Origin of the sequence: Escherichia sp. MOD1-EC6021, from assembly GCF_002965245.1 — a bacterium.
GTDB lineage: Bacteria > Pseudomonadota > Gammaproteobacteria > Enterobacterales > Enterobacteriaceae > Escherichia > Escherichia coli_F.
The window spans coordinates 269,062-289,993 of record NZ_PTRU01000001.1; the positions used below are offsets into that span (position 1 = coordinate 269,062).

Annotated in this window: 18 protein-coding genes; 11 read left to right on the forward strand and 7 right to left on the reverse strand. The window is 49.3% G+C overall.

All coding sequences use genetic code 11. The features are described from left to right. Positions 1–51: 51 nt before the first annotated feature. Positions 52–750, reverse strand: coding sequence for a transcriptional regulator YeiL (locus tag BEB54_RS01365; protein WP_105276864.1), 699 nt, complete (start codon positions 748–750; stop codon positions 52–54). A gap of 129 nt (positions 751–879) precedes the next feature. Here BEB54_RS01365 and rihB point away from each other — a divergent pair, with 129 nt between their 5' ends. Together rihB and BEB54_RS01375 are read left to right on the forward strand one after the other, a co-directional pair. After that, positions 880–1,821, forward strand: coding sequence for a ribosylpyrimidine nucleosidase (gene rihB / locus BEB54_RS01370; protein ID WP_105276865.1), 942 nt, complete (start codon positions 880–882; stop codon positions 1,819–1,821). A gap of 99 nt (positions 1,822–1,920) precedes the next feature. After that, positions 1,921–3,171 (forward strand): NupC/NupG family nucleoside CNT transporter, encoded by a 1,251-nt coding sequence (locus BEB54_RS01375; protein WP_105276866.1) that lies wholly within the window; start codon positions 1,921–1,923, stop codon positions 3,169–3,171. A 55-nt stretch (positions 3,172–3,226) separates the two neighbouring features. Here BEB54_RS01375 and BEB54_RS01380 read toward each other — a convergent pair whose 3' ends face one another. The 3 genes from BEB54_RS01380 to BEB54_RS01390 form a co-directional block, all read right to left on the reverse strand. Beyond that, positions 3,227–4,315: a sugar kinase gene (locus tag BEB54_RS01380; protein ID WP_105276867.1), complete on the reverse strand. Its 1,089-nt coding sequence runs from the start codon at positions 4,313–4,315 to the stop codon at positions 3,227–3,229. A 2-nt stretch (positions 4,316–4,317) separates the two neighbouring features. After that, the gene (nfo, locus tag BEB54_RS01385) at positions 4,318–5,175 is read right to left on the reverse strand and encodes a deoxyribonuclease IV (protein ID WP_105282111.1); all 858 of its coding nucleotides are present in this window, start codon (positions 5,173–5,175) and stop codon (positions 4,318–4,320) included. Between the two features lie 73 nt (positions 5,176–5,248). Beyond that, the gene (locus BEB54_RS01390; protein ID WP_000182053.1) at positions 5,249–6,298 is read right to left on the reverse strand and encodes a YeiH family protein; all 1,050 of its coding nucleotides are present in this window, start codon (positions 6,296–6,298) and stop codon (positions 5,249–5,251) included. Between the two features lie 98 nt (positions 6,299–6,396). Here BEB54_RS01390 and yieE point away from each other — a divergent pair, with 98 nt between their 5' ends. From yieE to cirA, 3 genes are all read left to right on the forward strand, one after another. Further along, complete coding sequence (gene yieE, locus BEB54_RS01395; protein ID WP_000548294.1) at positions 6,397–7,278, forward strand: DNA-binding transcriptional regulator YeiE; 882 nt, start codon at positions 6,397–6,399, stop codon at positions 7,276–7,278. A gap of 204 nt (positions 7,279–7,482) precedes the next feature. Further along, positions 7,483–8,952 (forward strand): lysine-specific permease, encoded by a 1,470-nt coding sequence (gene lysP, locus BEB54_RS01405; RefSeq protein ID WP_000253276.1) that lies wholly within the window; start codon positions 7,483–7,485, stop codon positions 8,950–8,952. 292 nt (positions 8,953–9,244) lie between these two features. Further along, positions 9,245–11,224, forward strand: coding sequence for a catecholate siderophore receptor CirA (gene cirA / locus BEB54_RS01415; protein WP_105276868.1), 1,980 nt, complete (start codon positions 9,245–9,247; stop codon positions 11,222–11,224). 58 nt (positions 11,225–11,282) lie between these two features. Here cirA and BEB54_RS01420 read toward each other — a convergent pair whose 3' ends face one another. Next, positions 11,283–12,605, reverse strand: coding sequence for an MFS transporter (locus BEB54_RS01420; protein WP_000053687.1), 1,323 nt, complete (start codon positions 12,603–12,605; stop codon positions 11,283–11,285). A 32-nt stretch (positions 12,606–12,637) separates the two neighbouring features. Then, positions 12,638–13,525 carry a phosphoserine phosphatase SerB gene (serB, locus tag BEB54_RS01425; RefSeq protein WP_105276869.1) on the reverse strand — a complete coding sequence of 296 codons (888 nt, stop codon included), beginning with the start codon at positions 13,523–13,525 and terminating at the stop codon, positions 12,638–12,640. A 210-nt stretch (positions 13,526–13,735) separates the two neighbouring features. Between serB and BEB54_RS01430 the strand changes: the two genes are divergently transcribed. Both BEB54_RS01430 and BEB54_RS01435 read left to right on the forward strand, forming a co-directional pair. Further along, a complete protein-coding gene (locus tag BEB54_RS01430) occupies positions 13,736–15,088 on the forward strand; it encodes an L-serine ammonia-lyase (RefSeq protein WP_105276870.1) in 1,353 nt (450 codons plus the stop codon). Between the two features lies 1 nt (position 15,089). Further along, entirely contained in the window at positions 15,090–15,479 is a 390-nt protein-coding gene (locus BEB54_RS01435; RefSeq protein ID WP_001353094.1) for a helix-turn-helix domain-containing protein, read from the forward strand. Here BEB54_RS01435 and yeiG read toward each other — a convergent pair whose 3' ends face one another. Next, positions 15,480–16,316, reverse strand: a complete 837-nt coding sequence (gene yeiG / locus BEB54_RS01440) for an S-formylglutathione hydrolase (protein ID WP_105276871.1) — start codon at positions 16,314–16,316, stop codon at positions 15,480–15,482. A gap of 257 nt (positions 16,317–16,573) precedes the next feature. Between yeiG and folE the strand changes: the two genes are divergently transcribed. From folE to mglB, 4 genes are all read left to right on the forward strand, one after another. After that, the gene (gene folE / locus BEB54_RS01455) at positions 16,574–17,242 is read left to right on the forward strand and encodes a GTP cyclohydrolase I FolE (protein WP_001139613.1); all 669 of its coding nucleotides are present in this window, start codon (positions 16,574–16,576) and stop codon (positions 17,240–17,242) included. A gap of 16 nt (positions 17,243–17,258) precedes the next feature. After that, positions 17,259–18,416, forward strand: a complete 1,158-nt coding sequence (gene yeiB, locus BEB54_RS01460; protein WP_000440924.1) for a DUF418 domain-containing protein YeiB — start codon at positions 17,259–17,261, stop codon at positions 18,414–18,416. Between the two features lie 141 nt (positions 18,417–18,557). Further along, complete coding sequence (gene galS / locus BEB54_RS01470) at positions 18,558–19,598, forward strand: HTH-type transcriptional regulator GalS (protein WP_000628667.1); 1,041 nt, start codon at positions 18,558–18,560, stop codon at positions 19,596–19,598. A 279-nt stretch (positions 19,599–19,877) separates the two neighbouring features. Beyond that, positions 19,878–20,876 carry a galactose/glucose ABC transporter substrate-binding protein MglB gene (gene mglB / locus BEB54_RS01475; RefSeq protein ID WP_001036980.1) on the forward strand — a complete coding sequence of 333 codons (999 nt, stop codon included), beginning with the start codon at positions 19,878–19,880 and terminating at the stop codon, positions 20,874–20,876. The last annotated feature ends 56 nt before the right edge of the window (positions 20,877–20,932 follow it).

Sequence of the window (20,932 nt, forward strand, 5' to 3'; positions counted from 1 at the left end):
ACGCGCTTATTAAGCGTTGCATCCGGCAATCGCGCTATTCCAGATTATTTTTTACTGCATCATCCCGGAGAATTTATTCTCCGGATCCATCTCCAGCGCCAGCCCTAACAACTTCTTTCTGTTTTTAATCAGATACCCTTTCTTGCTTTTAATTAATAAACCGTCATGAATGAATTGCGCGAGAACATATAAAAGATGTCGATAAGAAACGCCCAAATACTCTGCCGCTTGCGTATGCTTTTCGTGATAAAGATCACCTTCCTGCGAGAGTAATATAAAAGCTGCCAGGCGATTCACTAACGGAAATGATTGATTCTGAGTTAAAGAAACAATATTGCGATAATTTTTATGGCTTAAAGTAACGCAGAGTTTTCGTAAAAATAGCGTGTCGTTTAATAACAGCGGACGGTAATGTTTCATGGGGAGTGCAAGGCACCAACACTCTTCAATCGCCTGCACCGCACGTGGTTCATGGTCTTTATCGATTAACTCAATCTCACCAATAAAACAGGGGGCGGCAAAGAAATCGATCAGCGACACGCGACCATTTGCAAGCGTGGCGTAAAGCCTGGCGCGGCCTCGCGTCAGGTAAAACAGCCATGACGGCTGTTGCCCTTCCTGCACAATGTAGTCACGCGCTAAAAAATGAAACAGCCGTGTATCGGCTGAAACATCCGTTGAAAAGCAATCCTTATACGCGGACTCACTCATCAATTGCTGCTTAAGATCATTATTGTGGATTTCTTTCACGATGTTTATCCGCTATGAGATTTCTCATATTTAGCATACGTACGCTGTTGTTAAGATTCAATCATCGGCCCGGTCGAATTTTCTTTGCTGTAGAAAAAATAACGCAACTGGAAACAGAGGAAATAAACAATGGAAAAGAGAAAAATTATTCTGGATTGTGATCCGGGTCATGATGATGCTATTGCCATAATGATGGCCGCGAAACATCCGGCGATTGATTTATTAGGTATCACTATTGTGGCGGGGAATCAAACCCTCGATAAAACATTAATTAATGGCCTGAATGTTTGCCAGAAACTGGAGATTAATGTTCCGGTTTATGCGGGGATGCCGCAACCTATTATGCGTCAACAAATCGTTGCCGATAATATTCACGGTGAAACCGGGCTGGATGGCCCGGTATTCGAACCGCTGACTCGTCAGGCAGAAAACACCCATGCGGTGAAATATATCATCGATACCCTGATGGCAAGCGATGGCGATATCACTCTGGTGCCGGTTGGTCCGCTTTCAAATATCGCGGTGGCAATGCGTATGCAGCCCGCAATCCTGCCGAAAATCCGTGAAATTGTACTGATGGGCGGCGCTTACGGTACTGGCAACTTCACCCCATCTGCCGAGTTCAACATTTTTGCTGACCCGGAAGCCGCACGCGTGGTGTTCACCTCCGGCGTTCCATTAGTGATGATGGGCCTCGATCTCACCAACCAGACCGTTTGCACTCCGGACGTGATTGCACGGATGGAAAGAGCAGGCGGCCCTGCCGGAGAGTTGTTCAGCGACATCATGAACTTCACTCTGAAAACCCAGTTCGAAAACTACGGTCTGGCTGGCGGCCCGGTGCACGACGCCACCTGTATCGGCTATCTGATTAACCCTGATGGCATAAAAACCCAGGATATGTACGTCGACGTGGACGTTAACAGTGGCCCTTGTTACGGGCGTACCGTCTGCGACGAGCTGGGCGTTCTTGGCAAGCCCGCCAATACCAAAGTCGGCATCACTATTGATACCGACTGGTTCTGGGGATTAGTCGAAGAGTGCGTGCGCGGCTACATCAAAACCCACTAAGTGGTGATATCAAGCCGGGCCGGTATCGCTGGATGCAAGCCTGGCTATTTCTGATGGGCAGAAAGCCGTCGCCCAAAATGACATGAAGAGATAATAACTATGGATGTCATGAGAAGTGTTCTGGGAATGGTGGTACTGCTGGCAATTGCGTTTTTGCTGTCAGTAAACAAGAAGAAGATCAGCCTGCGTACCGTTGGCGCGGCGTTAGTGTTACAGGTCGTGATTGGCGGCATTATGCTTTGGTTACCGCCAGGGTGTTGGGTCGCAGAAAAAGTCGCTTTTGGCGTGCATAAAGTGATGGCGTACAGCGATGCAGGTAGCGCTTTTATCTTCGGTTCTCTGGTCGGACCGAAAATGGACACCTTATTTGATGGCGCAGGATTTATCTTTGGTTTCAGGGTATTACCGGCAATTATCTTCGTCACTGCACTGGTGAGTATTCTCTACTACATCGGTGTGATGGGGATCTTAATTCGCATTCTCGGCGGTATATTCCAGAAAGCATTGAATATCAGCAAGATCGAGTCATTCGTCGCGGTCACTACCATTTTCCTCGGGCAAAACGAAATTCCGGCGATCGTGAAACCTTTTATCGATCGTCTGAATCGCAATGAGCTGTTTACGGCTATTTGCAGCGGCATGGCCTCAATTGCCGGTTCTACGATGATTGGTTACGCCGCGCTGGGCGTACCAGTGGAGTATTTGCTGGCGGCATCGTTAATGGCGATCCCCGGCGGGATCTTGTTTGCCCGCCTGTTAAGCCCGGCTACCGAATCTTCTCAGGTTTCCTTTAATAACCTCTCTTTCACCGAAACACCGCCAAAAAGCATTATTGAAGCCGCCGCTACAGGGGCAATGACCGGGCTGAAAATCGCCGCAGGTGTGGCGACAGTGGTGATGGCATTTGTTGCAATAATTGCGTTGATTAACGGTATTATCGGCGGCGTTGGCGGCTGGTTTGGTTTTGAACATGCCTCGCTGGAGTCCATTTTAGGTTACCTGTTGGCTCCACTGGCGTGGGTGATGGGGGTTGACTGGAGTGATGCGAATCTTGCCGGGAGTTTGATTGGACAGAAACTGGCGATTAATGAATTTGTCGCTTACCTCAATTTCTCACCTTATCTGCAAACAGCTGGCACTCTGGATGCTAAAACCGTGGCGATTATTTCCTTCGCGTTGTGCGGTTTCGCTAACTTTGGTTCTATCGGGGTGGTGGTTGGCGCATTTTCTGCGGTTGCGCCACACCGTGCGCCGGAAATCGCCCAGCTTGGTTTACGCGCGCTGGCGGCGGCGACACTTTCTAACCTGATGAGTGCCACCATTGCAGGATTCTTTATTGGCTTAGCGTAGTGCGCGAGTTATGAGCCGGATAAGACGCGGTCAAGCGTCGAATCCGGCAAGATTGTTACACCATCGGCACTAATGAAAGCGCGTTATCGGCAGACAGGGTAGGGTTGTTTAAGCTGCCGCTGGCGCGTGAAATTGCCGCGCAGGCCATCGCAAAACGGGCACTATCACGGAAACTGCTTCCTTCCAGAAAGCTATACACCAGGCCCGCCATAAAACCATCGTCAGCACCAAAACTGTCTACCGTCGTATGCGCTGGCGCAGTCAGCAAAAATTGTTCGCCATCCTTTTGGCTGCAATAAACAGACTCATCGGGCAAATAAACAAACAATTGCTGAACGCCTTGTTGATGCAACGCATTCACTGCGGCATTACGATCAGCATCGTGGGTTATCGGCTGGCCCCATAAAATTTCCAGCTCCGGCAAAGTGGGTTTCAGAGTGTGAATATGCGCCAGCCAGTGTTTGATTTTGCCCGCTTTGAATTCTGAAACGGTATCGACAAACACCGGGATTTCATCAGCGAGGGTAAAGACCCACTCCAGCGCCTCGGCTGTCAGGTTGCAATCAGCCAGTACCACGCCCGCATGACGAAGTAAATCGCGCGACCCGTTCAGTAGTTGCGGTGTCAACTGATCCAGCAGATGGGTATCGTTAATCGCCAGCACGGTTTGATCGTCTCGATTGGCAATTGCCAGATACGTCGATGTGCTTTGACCATGTAAACGAACGCAGCCGGAGACATTCACGCCGGCGCGGCGCGTTTCTTCCAGGAGCATTTCGCCATAAAAGTCATCGCCAATCACTGAAAGCAAATGGACGTCGCGGCCTAACAGCGCCAGATTGTGGGCGATATTGCGTCCAACGCCGCCTGCCGAGCAATGAATTGTACCGGGATGAGAAGCCGCTTGCGGGTAACGGATATCCGCCATCCCGCGAATATCCATATTGATTGTCCCCACCACTACGCAGTATTCCTGCTCGGTGAGAATGTAACCTTTGCCTTTAATCCGACCTTTGCGCATTAAATCCATAATATGCGCTGCAACACGCGAACGGCTGATTTGCAGCATATCCGCAATTTCGTTCTGCTGAATCAGCGGGTTACGCCTTAATATTGCAAGGATCTCCTTCTCCCGGTTATTCATCTTCAGGCTACCGCTTTTTCAGTTTGTTGCGCTTTCAGCCAGGCGATCTCTTCTGCCCAGATATCCGGGTTGATGGTTTCAAGGATCAGCGGAATTCCGTCGAAACGGTCGTCCTGCATGATCCAGCGGAACGCATCATGACCGATATTGCCTTCACCGAGGCTATGATGGCGGTCAACGCGGCTGCCAAAGGTGCTTTTCGCATCGTTAAGGTGCATCCCGCGCAGATACTTAAAGCCGACAATACGGGCAAAATCCGCGAACGTTTTCTCGCATTCGGCTGGAGTACGCAAATCATACCCGGCAGCGAAAGCATGGCAGGTATCAATGCAGACGCCGACGCGGGATTTATCTTCCACGCCGTCGATAATCGCCGCGAGATGTTCGAATTTAAACCCTAAGTTGCTGCCCTGACCGGCGGTATTTTCAATCACCGCTGTCACACCTTGAGTTTTATCCAGCGCAATGTTGATGGATTCGGCAATATGCGCAAGGCAATCCTCTTCTGAAATCTGCATCAGATGGCTGCCTGGGTGGAAGTTGAGCAAAGAAAGTCCCAGTTGTTCGCAACGCTGCATTTCATCAATAAACGCATCGCGCGATTTTTCCAGAGCTTCGGTGACTGGATGTCCGAGGTTAATCAGATAACTGTCGTGGGGAAGAATTTGCGCCGATGTGTAGTGATATTTTTCACAGGCGGCTTTGAATTCATCGATGGTTTGCGTCGTGAGCGGTGCGGCACGCCACTGACGTTGGTTTTTGGTGAACAAGGCAAACGCGGTTGCGTCGATTTCGGCGGCGCGAATTGCGGCATTTGCCAGACCGCCAGCAGCACTAACGTGCGCTCCAATGTATTTCATGCGAGGACTCCTGTTAAACCCGCTGGAGGAAAACGGTAATGATAGCGGGTTAACAGGAGCAAGATGTAGTGGTTTATGCGATGACGCTTTGAATCACATAGTTAATCGCACCACCACCAACAATCAGCCAGGCAAACAGTACCAGAGCCATCAGCAGAGGTTTCGCCCCGGCTTTTTTCAGCGCGCTGACGTGAGTGGTCAGACCCAGCGCCGCCATCGCCATTGCCAGCAGGAAGGTATCCAGCGTTACCAGCATATTCACTACGCTCTGCGGTAACAGGTGGAACGAGTTAAAGATGGCAACTACGATGAACAAGATGGCAAACCACGGAATAGTGATTTTGCTTTTCTCGCCGCTGTTCGCCCCAGACAGCTGTTTAACACGCGCCGCCAGCAGGATGAGGAACGGAGCCAGCATCATCACGCGCAGCATTTTGGAAATAACTGCTGCGTTTTCTGCATCCGGGCTGATGGCATGACCTGCCGCCACCACCTGCGCCACTTCGTGCACAGTAGAACCAATGTAGATACCGAAAGTTTCCGGACTAAACCATTGAGACATCAGCGGGTATATCGCCGGGTAGAGGAAAATCGCGACGGTCCCGAAGATAACAACGGTTGCAACAGCCACGGTTACTTTACTGGCTTCCGCTTTCACTACCGGCTCAGTCGCCAGTACCGCGGCAGCACCACAGATACTGCTACCGGCACCGATCAACCAGCTGGTGTGCTTATCCAGACCAAACACTTTCTGCCCCAGGAAACAAGCCAGCAGGAAGGTACTGGACAGCGTCAGCACGTCAATGATGATCCCACTGATACCGACATCGGCAATTTGCGAGAACGTCAGACGGAAGCCATAAAGAATGATACCCAGACGTAATAAATATTGCTTGGCAAACAGCACGCCACCGTCACAGCTTTTCCAGATGTGCGGATAGATGGTGTTGCCTAAAACCATCCCCAACAAGATTGCGAGGGTGAGGGCACTAAACCCGGCACCCGCAACCGCGGGAATGGAACCACCCCACAGGGCGACCCCGGTGATAACTGCACTCAGGGCTAACCCCGGAATAAAATGCCACAGTGTACGATGTTGTTTCTGTAAGGTGATATTCGTCATAACCCTCTCCTTTAACCGGGCATAAGGTTACGACTAACTGGTTTAAAAATAAAATTGATTATATATTTATAATTAATCTTTATAAGTGGTAAGCGACTATGCACATCACCCTCCGGCAGTTGGAAGTTTTTGCAGAAGTATTGAAAAGTGGATCAACCACCCAGGCGTCGGTGATGCTGGCGTTGTCGCAATCAGCAGTGAGCGCAGCCTTGACCGACCTGGAAGGGCAGCTTGGCGTTCAACTGTTTGATCGCGTGGGGAAAAGACTGGTAGTTAATGAACACGGGCGGCTGCTCTATCCGCGAGCGTTGGCACTGCTTGAACAGGCGGTTGAAATCGAACAACTGTTTCGCGAAGACAACGGCGCGATTCGTATCTATGCCAGTAGTACTATCGGTAACTACATTCTGCCTGCAGTCATTGCCCGTTATCGCCATGATTATCCGCAGTTGCCGATTGAACTTAGCGTTGGGAACAGCCAGGACGTGATGCAAGCGGTGCTGGATTTCCGCGTTGATATTGGCTTTATTGAAGGACCGTGCCACAGCACTGAAATCATCTCTGAACCGTGGCTGGAAGACGAACTGGTGGTTTTCGCCGCCCCGACTTCGCCGTTGGCTCGTGGTCCGGTCACCTTAGAGCAGCTGGCCGCCGCGCCGTGGATCCTGCGTGAACGCGGTTCCGGCACGCGGGAGATTGTCGATTATCTGTTGCTGTCACATTTACCGAAGTTTGAGATGGCGATGGAGTTAGGTAACTCCGAGGCAATCAAACATGCGGTGCGTCATGGATTGGGAATTAGTTGCCTGTCGCGACGGGTCATTGAAGATCAATTGCAGGCAGGCACATTAAGTGAAGTTGCGGTCCCTCTGCCGCGCCTGATGCGTACGTTGTGGCGTATACATCATCGGCAAAAACACCTTTCCAACGCGCTACGGCGCTTTCTGGACTATTGCGATCCCGCGAATGTACCGCGTTAAGTTGCTGTACAAGAACATGCTGGTGCTGTGTCGATTTCGTGACGCAGCGCCCGCAGCATGCATTCGCCAGAAAAGAGATTGGCTGCTTTACTTATAATCCCGGGGCGATCATGAAGGTGTCTTATAACCGTGTATTTCTGCCGGAAGGATTGCCAATCGTCTGCTACAATCGCGCCTCATTTTTAAGATGGATAGCATTTTTGTATGGTTTCCGAAACTAAAACCACAGAAGCGCCGGGCTTACGCCGTGAATTAAAGGCGCGTCACCTGACGATGATTGCCATTGGCGGTTCCATCGGTACAGGTCTTTTTGTTGCCTCTGGCGCAACGATTTCTCAGGCAGGTCCGGGCGGGGCATTGCTCTCGTATATGTTGATTGGCCTGATGGTTTACTTCCTGATGACCAGTCTCGGTGAACTGGCCGCATATATGCCGGTTTCCGGTTCGTTTGCCACTTACGGTCAGAACTATGTTGAAGAAGGCTTTGGCTTCGCGCTGGGCTGGAACTACTGGTACAACTGGGCGGTGACTATCGCCGTTGACCTGGTTGCTGCGCAGCTGGTTATGAGCTGGTGGTTCCCGGATACACCCGGTTGGATCTGGAGTGCGCTGTTCCTCGGCGTTATCTTCCTGCTGAACTACATTTCGGTCCGTGGCTTTGGTGAAGCAGAATACTGGTTCTCACTGATCAAGGTTACGACGGTTATTGTCTTTATTGTTGTCGGCGTGCTGATGATTATCGGTATCTTCAAAGGCGCACAGCCTGCGGGCTGGAGCAACTGGACAATCGGCGAAGCACCGTTTGCTGGTGGTTTTGCGGCGATGATCGGCGTAGCTATGATTGTCGGCTTCTCTTTCCAGGGAACCGAGCTGATCGGTATTGCTGCAGGCGAGTCCGAAGATCCGGCGAAAAACATTCCACGCGCGGTACGTCAGGTGTTCTGGCGAATCCTGTTGTTCTATGTGTTCGCGATCCTGATCATCAGCCTGATTATTCCGTACACCGATCCGAGCCTGCTGCGTAATGATGTGAAAGACATCAGCGTCAGTCCGTTCACCCTGGTATTCCAACACGCGGGTCTGCTCTCTGCGGCGGCGGTGATGAACGCTGTTATTCTGACGGCGGTGCTGTCAGCGGGTAACTCCGGTATGTATGCGTCTACTCGTATGTTGTACACCCTGGCGTGTGACGGTAAAGCGCCGCGCATTTTCGCTAAATTGTCGCGTGGTGGCGTGCCGCGTAACGCGCTGTATGCGACGACGGTGATTGCCGGTCTGTGCTTCCTGACCTCGATGTTTGGTAACCAGACGGTATACCTGTGGTTGCTGAACACCTCTGGTATGACAGGCTTTATTGCCTGGCTGGGGATTGCGATTAGTCACTACCGCTTCCGTCGCGGTTACGTATTGCAGGGACACGACATTAACGATCTGCCGTACCGTTCAGGCTTCTTCCCACTGGGGCCGATCTTCGCATTCATTCTGTGTCTGATTATCACACTGGGCCAGAACTACGAAGCGTTCCTGAAAGACACCATTGACTGGGGCGGCGTAGCGGCAACATATATTGGTATCCCGCTGTTCCTAATTATCTGGTTCGGATACAAGCTGATTAAAGGAACTCACTTCGTACGCTACAGCGAAATGAAGTTCCCGCAGAACGATAAGAAATAAGTTTCCTCCCTTCCTTGCTAAGCCCTCTCAACCGAGAGGGCTTTTTCAATTCTATTTCCCTGACGAATCATGCGGATATAAATTTTAACATTTGGATTGATAATTGTTATCGTTTGCATTATCGTTACGCCGAAATCAAAAAAGGCTGACAAATCAGGGGCTGTTCCGGCTTTCTGGGATGATCACCTGCATACAAATAAGTCCACCGCGATGCTGCCGTACGCAAGGGGACGTGAAGAAGATGTGAGCGATAACCCATTTTATTTTCGTAGTTACCTCATGGAGATATGGAATGTTTAGGTTTAACCCCTTCGTACGGGTCGGGCTGTGTTTGTCCGCTATTTCTTGTGCATGGCCTGTGTTAGCGGTCGATGATGATGGCGAAACGATGGTTGTCACCGCATCTTCCGTTGAGCAAAACCTTAAAGATGCACCCGCCAGTATCAGCGTCATTACCCAGGAAGACCTGCAGCGAAAACCGGTACAGAATCTGAAGGATGTCCTCAAAGAAGTGCCTGGCGTACAACTGACGAACGAAGGGGATAACCGTAAGGGCGTTAGTATTCGTGGTCTGGACAGCAGCTACACCCTGATTCTCGTCGACGGTAAACGCGTTAACTCCCGCAATGCCGTCTTCCGCCACAATGATTTCGATCTGAACTGGATCCCGGTCGATTCCATCGAACGTATTGAAGTGGTCCGTGGCCCGATGTCGTCGCTGTACGGTTCCGATGCGCTCGGCGGTGTCGTGAATATCATCACCAAAAAAATCGGTCAGAAATGGTCGGGTACCGTTACTGTCGATACCACCATTCAGGAACATCGCGATCGCGGTGATACCTATAACGGTCAGTTCTTTACCAGCGGACCATTAATTGACGGCGTGCTGGGAATGAAAGCTTACGGCAGCCTGGCAAAACGTGAAAAGGATGACCCACAAAACTCAACGACCACCGATACCGGAGAAACGCCGCGTATTGAAGGATTCTCCAGCCGCGACGGCAATGTGGAATTTGCCTGGACACCGAATCAAAATCACGATTTTACTGCCGGATACGGTTTTGACCGTCAGGATCGTGATTCCGACTCGCTGGACAAAAACCGCCTGGAACGTCAGAACTACTCCGTCAGCCATAATGGGCGTTGGGATTACGGTACCAGCGAACTGAAATACTACGGTGAGAAAGTCGAAAACAAAAATCCTGGCAACAGCAGCCCGATTACTTCCGAAAGCAATACGGTCGATGGTAAATACACGTTGCCACTGACGGCGATTAATCAGTTTGTTACGGTTGGCGGTGAATGGCGTCACGACAAACTTAGCGATGCGGTGAACCTGACCGGGGGAACCAGCTCCAAAACGTCTGCCAGCCAGTACGCGCTGTTTGTGGAAGATGAATGGCGGATCTTCGAGCCGCTGGCGCTGACGACCGGCGTACGTATGGACGATCATGAAACCTACGGTGAACACTGGAGTCCACGTGCCTACCTGGTTTATAACGCCACCGACACCGTAACGGTGAAAGGGGGCTGGGCAACGGCATTTAAAGCGCCTTCTCTGTTGCAACTTAGCCCTGACTGGACGAGCAATTCCTGCCGTGGCGCATGCAAGATTGTGGGTAGCCCGGATCTGAAACCTGAAACCAGCGAAAGTTGGGAGCTGGGGCTTTACTACATGGGTGAAGACGGCTGGCTGGAAGGGGTGGAGTCCAGCGTTACCGTTTTCCGTAACGATGTGAAAGATCGCATCAGCATCAGCCGTACGTCTGACGTCAATGCTGCACCGGGTTACCAAAACTTTGTCGGTTTTACAGCGGACGGTGTGCCAGTATTCAGCTACTACAACGTTAACAAAGCACGTATTCAGGGCGTGGAAACCGAACTGAAAATTCCGTTCAACGATGAATGGAAACTGTCGATCAACTACACCTACAACGATGGTCGTGATGTCAGCAACGGCGAAAACAAACCGTTGTCCGATCTGCCGTTCCATACCGCTAACGGTACGCTGGACTGGAAACCGCTGGCGCTGGAAGACTGGTCATTCTATGTTTCTGGTCACTATACCGGGCAGAAACGCGCCGACAGCGCGACGGCTAAAACTCCGGGCGGTTATACCATCTGGAATACCGGCGCGGCCTGGCAGGTGACCAAAGACGTCAAACTGCGTGCGGGTGTGCTGAACCTTGGCGACAAGGATCTCAGTCGTGACGACTACAGCTATAACGAAGACGGACGTCGTTACTTTATGGCAGTGGATTATCGCTTCTGATGAGAAGATGCCCGGCGTGGATCCCGCCGGGCATAATCCCAGAAATTCGCTTCTGGCTTTATAACCGATGAAATTTTGCCAGTAAGGCCAGTGAAAATGTTGTCAGCAAAATGGTAATGACTGCGTAAATATACACTCCTGACCATTCCCAACTGTTTTTCACCATAATAACTGGAAGCCCTGCCATTGCCGCGCCTAAATAACTAAACAAGCCCCTGAATCCAGTAATGGAACCTGCCGCATCTTTATGCGTAACATCAAGACACCCGACAGCGAATAACATATGCGGTCCATACAATGCAAACCCCATGATTGTAAACAGAATAGCCGTTAATGTGTAGGAGACGTCCTGCACCAGCGGTACGAGAACGATGCAAATACATAAAGCGATGGCAAAGATTAATCCTGTCATCCAGCGGTTACTTTTAAACATGAAATCGGACAAGTACCCCGCCAGTAATCCCCCAGCAAGTCCACCTGCTTCAAACCAGGATATAATGGAGTTCGCTTTAATCAGGCTCCAGTTATGAACCTGAGAATAATAAATTTGTGGCCAGTCATTGAGGATGGTGCGTGCAATATAGACCGACATATCCCCGAGGATAATGAGCCAAACTAATGGGTTGGTAAGAATATATTTAACGAATATTTGCCAAAAACTGAGATCAACCGGACTTGCTTTAACTTGTGCAAGTTCTGTCGGGTCGTTGCGCCACTTACCGACGTTAGGCAAACCGAGCGTGCCGGGACGATCTTTTATCGTAAACAAGGCAACAATCCCCATAATCAGTGAGATTACACCCGGAACATAAAAGCCCATCTTCCAGCTGCCACTAAAAGCAATGGCAAAGCTTGTCAGGAGAGGCGCAAGACTACCGCCAATATTATGCGCAGCTTCAACAACTGCCCACCAGCGTCCGCGTTCATTTTTCGAGAACCACGAGGCCATAATTTTTGCCATTGGCGGAAAACTGGTACCCTGGAGAATAGCATTAAGGCTATACAGGATATAGAACGCAGCAACGCTGTCTGAAAAACCGAAAAGAATGTTAACAATACCGACGCCAATAAGTACGGGGCCAGTCATCGCTCGTGGGTTAATTTTATCGACTAACATGCCACCTACAAACTTCATGGAGCCATAAAGAATGTAAAAGACCGACGACATGATAGCGAAATCTTGTGCGGTTAATGACGTATCCGTTAACATCGCTGGCATGGCCGCAGAGAAATTCTTGCGGGTTAAGTAAAATACGGCATAAGAGATAAATACAGAGGTGATGATTTCAATGCGAAATTTTTTATAAGTATGATCAACTTCTTCTTTTGGTTTGACCACCGGTTGGTCGGCCTGGCTGAAAATAAATTTTTTCAAACTCATTGTGAGTTTCCTTTTCTGTGAACCTTATGGCGCTATAATTTTTCTTCTATAAAAAAGAGAAGCGACTCGAAACCATTAAAATTAATCTGGTCAGCAATTTTTTTCCGGGTTTTAGGTTTTGCTTTCCATGCCACGCCATTTCCGGCATGCAAAAGCATAGGAATATCATTGGCACCATCTCCACAGGCAATGATGTTTTCACGGCAGATAGCTAACTCTGTCGCTAAATTTATCAGGGTTTGCTTTTTCTTTTCTGCATTCATAATAGGTAAGGTAATTGTATCAGTTAACAGATCTTCCTTAATGCGCACAGAGTTAGAAAATGCAAAATCAAGTTGATATTTTTCCTTCAATCGCTCAGTAAAAATATCCAAACCTCCAGATATAATTGCCGTCTTGAATCCTTTTTCTTTTAGTATGGGAAGAATAGTTTCAAGACCTGGTGAAAGAGTCATCTGTTCACAAACTTGATGCAATATATCTTTATGCGTTCCTTTAAGCATGGCAATTCGCCGGGTAAAACTGGTATCAAAATCGATTTTCCCTTCCATCGCTTCACGGGTCAGTGCGGTGATTTTTTCAGAGATGCCGAGTCTACGGGCTATTTCATCGACACCTTCTTCTTCAACAAAGGTGGAATCCATATCAAAGGCAATAATTCCCTGATCCGGTAAGACCCTGGGTTTACGGAAAAAATCGAATTGATGATTATCAGCACGGTGACGTAAACCAGCATAAAAAGCAGGGTTGGTAACATCATCTGGTAATACTAGCTTTAGATACTCTTTATTTATTTGCCCACTGTAATTCGTTGTTAGCGAAAACACCGAGGGGGAAATCTTTAAATGTTGCAGATAATCTTCCAGACATTTTTGGGTGATGTCGATGCCTGTTGGCGACAAGAAATAAATAATCGTCATTTACCGCTCCTTTTTATCTGCGATGATTATAATAAGATTTCGTAGAGGCTGATGTATCTGACAATCACAGTTGTGAATGTTAAATAAAAGATAAAAAAGTACTTTTTTTGATACTTTGAAATAATAAGATACTAAAAGTACCATTTTTGATATCTTTACCAGGATATAAAGAATAACTATTTTTCAACGTTGAAGGAATCATTTACAAATATGGAAAGCTGCATAGATATATTCAAGATAGTTATTGGTCCATCCAGTTCCCGCACAGTCGGGCCAATGCGTGCGGCTTATAATTTTGTGTCACAATTGAAACAGCAAGAAATGTTACCTTTGTTGCGGAAAATTGATGTCGAACTTTATGGTGCGCTGTCATTAAGCCGCAAGTGCCATAATGTTGATGTGGCGATTTATCTCGGTTTGCAAGGACACTTACCTGACAGCGTTGACATTCGCATGGAAATGTCCGCCATCAGGCGTGCAGAAACTGAGGCGACGCTGGAGGTTATGCCTGGTGTCAACGTCAGTGTATCCATTCTTTCTAATCTACAAGCGCATCCGGGGCACCCTTATGCGATGACATTTCGTGCCAGAGATGACTGGTTTACACTTTATGAAGAAACCTGGTTTTCTATCGGCGACGGTCAAGTGCTAAAAGCAGGAGAGGCGATTATTCCTCCATCAGTCACTCCACATCCTTTTGAATTCCAGAACGCAAACGAATTATTAAAACTTTGTCAGCAAAACGGATTATCTGTCGCGGCATTAATGATGAAAAACGAACTGCACTGCCAGACAGCAGCTTTTTTGCATGACGATCTTCATAAAAAATGGGAAGTAATGAAGGATGCGGTTTATCGCGGGATGCATACAGAAGGATTACTTCCAGGTCCGTTTCAGGTTAACCGTCGTGCCTGTGCTTTATATAAATCTTTGCAGTCAAAGGGGTTTTCCAATGACTTCCTGACTGCGCTCAATTGGGTCAATACTTTTGCCATTGCGGTGAGCGAAGAAAATGCTGCGGGTGGACGTGTCGTGACAGCACCCACCAACGGCGCGAGCGGTATTATCCCGGCTGTACTGTGCTGGTATGATAAATTCATTCACGAGCTTGATACATACTCCGTTACCCGCTTTTTACTGACCGCTGGTGCCATCGCCATTCTGTTCAAAAAAAATGCCTCTATTCTGGGTTCTGAAGTTGAATGTCAGGGGGAAATAGGTGTTGCCAGTTCAATGGCGGCAGCAGGATTAGCAGAACTTATGGGCGGGTCAGTGGCTCAGGTACTTAGCGCGGCAGAAATTGCGATGGAGCATCATTTAGGTTTGACCTGTGATCCAGTTGGCGGGCAGGTACAAATTCCTTGTATTGAACGAAATGCTATTTCAGCTGTGAAAGCTATCAACGCAACGACGATGGCGTTGAGTCGCATAAGCGAGCCGTGCATTACGCTGGATGAGATAATTTCCGCGATGTATGAAACCGGAAAGGATATGAGCGCTAAATACCGTGAAACTTATCATGGCTGTCTGAGCAAATTGCAGCCAAGAAAAAAGGATGCGTAAGATGAAATATAATACGATGAATAACAACGAAATTATTTTATCACTGTGCGCTCGCATTAAAGAAACGCGTATCTCATTATCATTGACCCAACAGCAGTTAGCCGAGCGTGCATTGGTGGGCATAGCAACGGTCAAGCGGATTGAAAAGGGGGGAAGTTTAAATCTTGATACTCTCATTTCTCTTCTGCGCGCGCTGAATAAATTGCAAAATCTCGATGCCATATTGTTCGAAGCAGAAATGCGTAATTTCAACGAAAATAGTTCCAGCGGCGAAGGGGCAGGGCGACTACAGGTACGCCAGCAACTGACAGATTTAAACCAGAAGTCTCCAGCCCCGCACGCAGATGACCATAATTTTAGTACGGCGCTGGAAAATACCCTCTGCTGGTGATTATTCCTGTAAATACTGCGCATGGAAGCGCAGATGATCCTCTATATAAGAGGCAATAAAGTAGTAACTGTGATCATATCCCGGCTGAATACGCAGCGTCATCGGCCACGCTTTTTGACGCGCGGCTTCTGCCAGCACTGCGGGTTGTAGCTGGTCGGCAAGAAACTGATCATTATCGCCCTGATCAATCAGTGTCGGGATCGCATCCTGCGCATTACTCGCATACATCAGCGCGCAACTGTCCCATTCCATCCAGTCATTTTTATCCTCACCCAGATAAGTGCTAAACGCTTTGATTCCCCACGGGACGCTGCACGGATTCACAATCGGCGCAAAGGCGGAAACACTGGTGTATTTGCCAGGATTTTTCAGCGCCATAATCAATGCGCCGTGACCCCCCATGGAATGACCGCTAATAGCGCAACGATCGCTGACGTTAAATTGCGATTGAATGAGAGTCGGTAATTCATCGCGCAGATAATCGTACATCCTGTAATGCGTCGCCCACGGTTTTTGTGTGGCGTTGAGATAAAACCCCGCGCCCTGACCTAAATCGTAGCCGTCGTCGTTGGCTACTTGTTCGCCGCGCGGACTGGTGTCTGGCATCACCAGTACAATCCCCAGTTCCGCCGCTACGCGTTGGGCCCCCGCTTTGGTGGTGAAGTTCTCGTCATTGCAGGTTAATCCGGAGAGCCAGTACAGCACCGGCGGCGGGGTGTGATCGCGAGGCGGTGGAAGAAAGATGCTGAACGTCATCGGGCAATTTAAGGTACTGGAGTCGTGCCGCCAGCGTTGTTGCCAGCCTTCAAAACAGCGGTGCTCTTCGAGCATTTCCATGCGTGGCTCCTTGTTGTGTTGTTTGCAATTTCTTCATCATACCGTTTATTCAATGTGCTGTGAGTAACTTTCACTTCCGTATATACATAACGATGTTTTAACATCTGCTGATGAAAGGCAGCGGCAATTACAATAATTATCGCTGTGAATACTGGATTATGTGCGCCGCCTCACGCACAATAATCAGGCTGTAAATCAGCTTAATAACTTTGCCCCCACGCAGGGCGGAGGCGTCACACCTGCAGGAGAAATCATAAATGCCATCACTCAGTAAAGAAGCGGCCCTGGTTCATGAAGCGTTAGTTGCGCGAGGACTGGAAACACCGCTGCGCCCGCCCGTGCATGAAATGGATAACGAAACGCGCAAAAGCCTTATTGCTGGTCATATGACCGAAATCATGCAGCTGCTGAATCTCGACCTGGCTGATGACAGTTTGATGGAAACGCCGCATCGCATCGCTAAAATGTATGTCGATGAAATTTTCTCCGGTCTGGATTACGCCAATTTCCCGAAAATCACCCTCATTGAAAACAAAATGAAGGTTGATGAAATGGTCACCGTGCGCGATATCACCCTGACCAGTACCTGTGAACACCATTTTGTTACCATCGATGGCAAAGCGACGGTGGCTTATATCCCGAAAGATTCGGTGATCGGTCTGTCAAAAATTAACCGTATCGTGCAGTTCTTTGCCCAGCGTCCGCAGGTGCAGGAACGTCTGACGCAGCAAATTCTCATTGCGCTACAAACGCTGCTGGGCACCAATAACGTGGCTGTCTCTATCGATGCGGTACATTACTGCGTGAAGGCGCGCGGCATCCGCGATGCAACCAGTGCCACGACAACGACCTCTCTTGGTGGATTGTTCAAATCCAGTCAGAATACGCGCCACGAGTTTCTGCGCGCTGTGCGTCATCACAACTGATTAAAAGGCAGGAACCATGGAGCGCAACGTCACGCTCGATTTTGTTCGCGGCGTCGCCATTCTGGGGATCCTGCTATTAAACATCAGCGCCTTTGGGTTACCAAAGGCGGCTTATCTCAATCCCGCCTGGTACGGCGCTATTACGCCGCAGGATGCATGGACCTGGGCATTACTCGATCTCATCGGTCAGGTGAAATTCCTCACGCTTTTTGCGTTGCTGTTTGGTGCTGGCCTGCAAATGTTGCTACCCCGTGGCAAACGCTGGATCCAGTCGCGGTTAACACTGTTAGTCTTGTTGGGCTTTATTCACGGTTTATTGTTCTGGGACGGCGATATTCTGTTGGCTTACGGGCTGGTGGGCTTAATCTGTTGGCGGCTGGTGCGCGATGCGCCATCGGTAAAAAGCCTGTTTAATACCGGCGTCATGCTTTATCTGGTGGGGCTTGGCGTTTTGCTGTTGTTGGGGTTGATTTCAGACAGTCAGACCAGCCGCGCCTGGACGCCGGATGCATCGGCTATTTTGTATGAAAAATACTGGAAGCTTCATGGCGGCGTTGAAGCGATCGGTAACCGTGCCGATGGAGTTGGGAACAGTTTACTGGCACTGGGCGCACAGTATGGCTGGCAACTGGCAGGGATGATGCTAATTGGCGCGGCGCTGATGCGCAGTGGCTGGCTGAAAGGGCAGTTTAGCTTGCGCCATTATCGGCGTACCGGTTTTGTGCTGGTGGCGATTGGGGTGATCATTAACCTTCCAGCGATCGCCCTGCAATGGCGGCTGGACTGGGCATATCGCTGGTGCGCCTTCTTACTTCAGATGCCGCGGGAACTGAGTGCGCCGTTTCAGGCGGTTGGCTATGCGTCGCTGTTTTATGGTTTCTGGCCGCAATTGAGCCGCTTTAAGCTGGTGCTCGCGATCGCCTGCGTCGGACGGATGGCGCTGACCAACTATCTATTGCAAACGCTGATTTGTACCACGCTTTTTTATCACCTCGGTTTGTTTATGCAGTTTGACCGTCTGGAATTGCTGGCGTTTGTTATTCCGGTATGGCTGGCGAATATTCTCTTCTCTGTTATCTGGCTGCGTTACTTCCGTCAGGGGCCGGTGGAATGGCTCTGGCGTCAGTTAACTTTGCGTGCTGCCGGACCTGCATTATCTAAAACATCAAGATAACGATCTGGATCACATTCATTAACAAAATGGTTGTAACCGTTTCCATTGCTGTGACTCGATTCACGAAGTCCTGAATTCAGTGCTGACAAAATAGCCGCCAGCAAGCAGGCATTTACTGCAATCTCATAACAGGTAGTGAATATGATCACCATTCGTGATGTAGCGCGTCAGGCTGGCGTCTCTGTGGCAACGGTTTCCCGGGTGCTCAATAACAGCACGCTGGTCAGTGCCGACACGCGTGAAGCAGTAATGAAAGCAGTGAGCGAGCTGGATTATCGGCCAAACGCCAATGCCCAGGCGCTGGCAACTCAGGTTAGCGATACCATTGGCGTGGTGGTAATGGACGTTTCTGATGCGTTTTTCGGCGCGCTGGTAAAAGCGGTGGATCTCGTCGCCCAGCAGCACCAGAAATATGTGCTAATAGGTAATAGCTATCATGAAGCGGAAAAAGAGCGTCATGCCATTGAGGTGTTAATTCGCCAGCGTTGTAACGCGTTGATTGTTCATTCAAAAGCGTTAAGCGATGATGAATTAGCGCAGTTTATGGATAACATTCCCGGTATGGTGTTAATCAACCGCGTTGTGCCAGGTTACGCCCATCGTTGCGTTTGCCTGGATAATCTCAGCGGTGCCCGAATGGCCACGCGCATGTTGCTCAATAATGGTCATCAACGTATTGGTTATCTTTCTTCCAGCCACGGTATTGAAGATGATGCCATGCGCAAAGCAGGCTGGATGAGTGCGTTGAAAGAGCAGGATATTATTCCGTCGGAAAGCTGGATTGGCACTGGCACCCCGGACATGCCAGGCGGTGAGGCGGCGATGGTTGAACTGCTGGGGCGCAATCTACAACTTACCGCTGTATTTGCATACAACGACAATATGGCCGCTGGCGCACTGACGGCATTAAAAGATAATGGTATTGCGATTCCGTTACATCTCTCAATCATCGGTTTCGATGATATTCCCATCGCTCGTTACACCGACCCACAATTAACGACCGTGCGTTATCCTATTGCTTCGATGGCAAAATTAGCTACCGAACTGGCCTTACAAGGGGCAGCAGGCAACATTGATCCTCACGCCAGCCACTGTTTTATGCCGACGTTAGTGCGTCGACATTCTGTCGCAACACGCCAGAATGCGGCGGCGATCACTAACTCAACAAATCAGTCGATGTAACCGCTTTCAATCTGTGAGTGATTTCACAGTATATTAACAATGCGATAGCTATGATTGCACCGTTTTAACGCTGTAACCTGTATGTAACAGTGAATCATCACTTTCACCGAGGTAATAGCGTCATAACAACAATTAAAGCCGTTTTCTGGAGCGTTACCGGGCATGGAAGAACGAATTTTAAAAAGTGAGCTTCGGCGTTCAGTAACACTTCATTAACTCTACTGCCCCGCCGAGCATTTATCTCAAGCACTACCCTGCATAAGAAAAACCGGAGATACCATGAATAAGAAGGTGTTAACCCTGTCTGCTGTAATGGCCAGTATGTTATTCGGTGCCACTGCACACGCTGCTGATACCCGTATTGGTGTAACAATCTATAAGTACGACGATAACTTTATGTCTGTTGTGCGCAAGGCTATCGAACAAGATGCGAAAGCCGCGCCAGATGTTCAGCTGCTGATGAATGATTCTCAGAATGACCAGTCCAAGCAGAACGATCAGATCGATGTATTGCTGGCGAAAGGGGTGAAGGCACTGGCGATCAACCTGGTTGACCCGGCAGCTGCGGGTACGGTGATTGAGAAAGCGCGCGGGCAAAACGTGCCGGTGGTTTTCTTCAACAAAGAACCGTCTCGTAAGGCGCTGGATAGCTACGATAAAGCCTACTATGTCGGCACTGACTCCAAAGAGTCCGGCATTATTCAGGGCGATTTGATTGCTAAGCATTGGGCGGCAAACCAGGATTGGGATCTCAACAAAGACGGTCAGATTCAATTCGTACTGCTGAAAGGTGAACCGGGCCATCCGGATGCAGAAGCACGCACCACTTACGTGATTAAAGAGCTGAACGACAAAGGCATCAAAACTGAACAGTTACAGTTAGATACCGCTATGTGGGATACCGCTCAGGCGAAAGATAAGATGGACGCCTGGCTGTCTGGCCCGAACGCCAACAAAATCGAAGTGGTTATCGCCAACAACGATGCGATGGCAATGGGCGCAGTAGAAGCACTGAAAGCACACAACAAGTCCAGCATTCCAGTGTTTGGTGTCGATGCGCTGCCAGAAGCTCTGGCACTGGTGAAATCCGGTGCACTGGCGGGCACCGTATTGAACGACGCTAACAACCAGGCGAAAGCGACTTTTGATCTGGCGAAAAACCTGGCCGATGGCAAAGGTGCGGCTGATGGTACCAACTGGAAAATCGACAACAAAGTGGTCCGCGTACCTTATGTTGGCGTAGATAAAGACAACCTGGCTGAATTCAGCAAGAAATAAGACTGATTGGGCGCAGTCGTTTACTGCGCCCTTATTGTATGGCCAACAAGGTAAAA

Bases quoted from the DNA above. Each gene is read 5' to 3' on its own strand.
- rihB (WP_105276865.1), top strand. From the start codon at position 880: ATGGAAAAGAGAAAAATTATTCTGGATTGTGATCCGGGTCATGATGAT.
- BEB54_RS01375 (WP_105276866.1), top strand. From the start codon at position 1,921: ATGGATGTCATGAGAAGTGTTCTGGGAATGGTGGTACTGCTGGCAATT.
- BEB54_RS01380 (WP_105276867.1), bottom strand. From the start codon at position 4,315: ATGAATAACCGGGAGAAGGAGATCCTTGCAATATTAAGGCGTAACCCG.
- nfo (WP_105282111.1), bottom strand. From the start codon at position 5,175: ATGAAATACATTGGAGCGCACGTTAGTGCTGCTGGCGGTCTGGCAAAT.
- BEB54_RS01390 (WP_000182053.1), bottom strand. From the start codon at position 6,298: ATGACGAATATCACCTTACAGAAACAACATCGTACACTGTGGCATTTT.
- yieE (WP_000548294.1), top strand. From the start codon at position 6,397: ATGCACATCACCCTCCGGCAGTTGGAAGTTTTTGCAGAAGTATTGAAA.
- lysP (WP_000253276.1), top strand. From the start codon at position 7,483: ATGGTTTCCGAAACTAAAACCACAGAAGCGCCGGGCTTACGCCGTGAA.
- cirA (WP_105276868.1), top strand. From the start codon at position 9,245: ATGTTTAGGTTTAACCCCTTCGTACGGGTCGGGCTGTGTTTGTCCGCT.
- BEB54_RS01420 (WP_000053687.1), bottom strand. From the start codon at position 12,605: ATGAGTTTGAAAAAATTTATTTTCAGCCAGGCCGACCAACCGGTGGTC.
- serB (WP_105276869.1), bottom strand. From the start codon at position 13,525: ATGACGATTATTTATTTCTTGTCGCCAACAGGCATCGACATCACCCAA.
- BEB54_RS01430 (WP_105276870.1), top strand. From the start codon at position 13,736: ATGGAAAGCTGCATAGATATATTCAAGATAGTTATTGGTCCATCCAGT.
- BEB54_RS01435 (WP_001353094.1), top strand. From the start codon at position 15,090: ATGAAATATAATACGATGAATAACAACGAAATTATTTTATCACTGTGC.
- yeiG (WP_105276871.1), bottom strand. From the start codon at position 16,316: ATGGAAATGCTCGAAGAGCACCGCTGTTTTGAAGGCTGGCAACAACGC.
- folE (WP_001139613.1), top strand. From the start codon at position 16,574: ATGCCATCACTCAGTAAAGAAGCGGCCCTGGTTCATGAAGCGTTAGTT.
- yeiB (WP_000440924.1), top strand. From the start codon at position 17,259: ATGGAGCGCAACGTCACGCTCGATTTTGTTCGCGGCGTCGCCATTCTG.
- galS (WP_000628667.1), top strand. From the start codon at position 18,558: ATGATCACCATTCGTGATGTAGCGCGTCAGGCTGGCGTCTCTGTGGCA.
- mglB (WP_001036980.1), top strand. From the start codon at position 19,878: ATGAATAAGAAGGTGTTAACCCTGTCTGCTGTAATGGCCAGTATGTTA.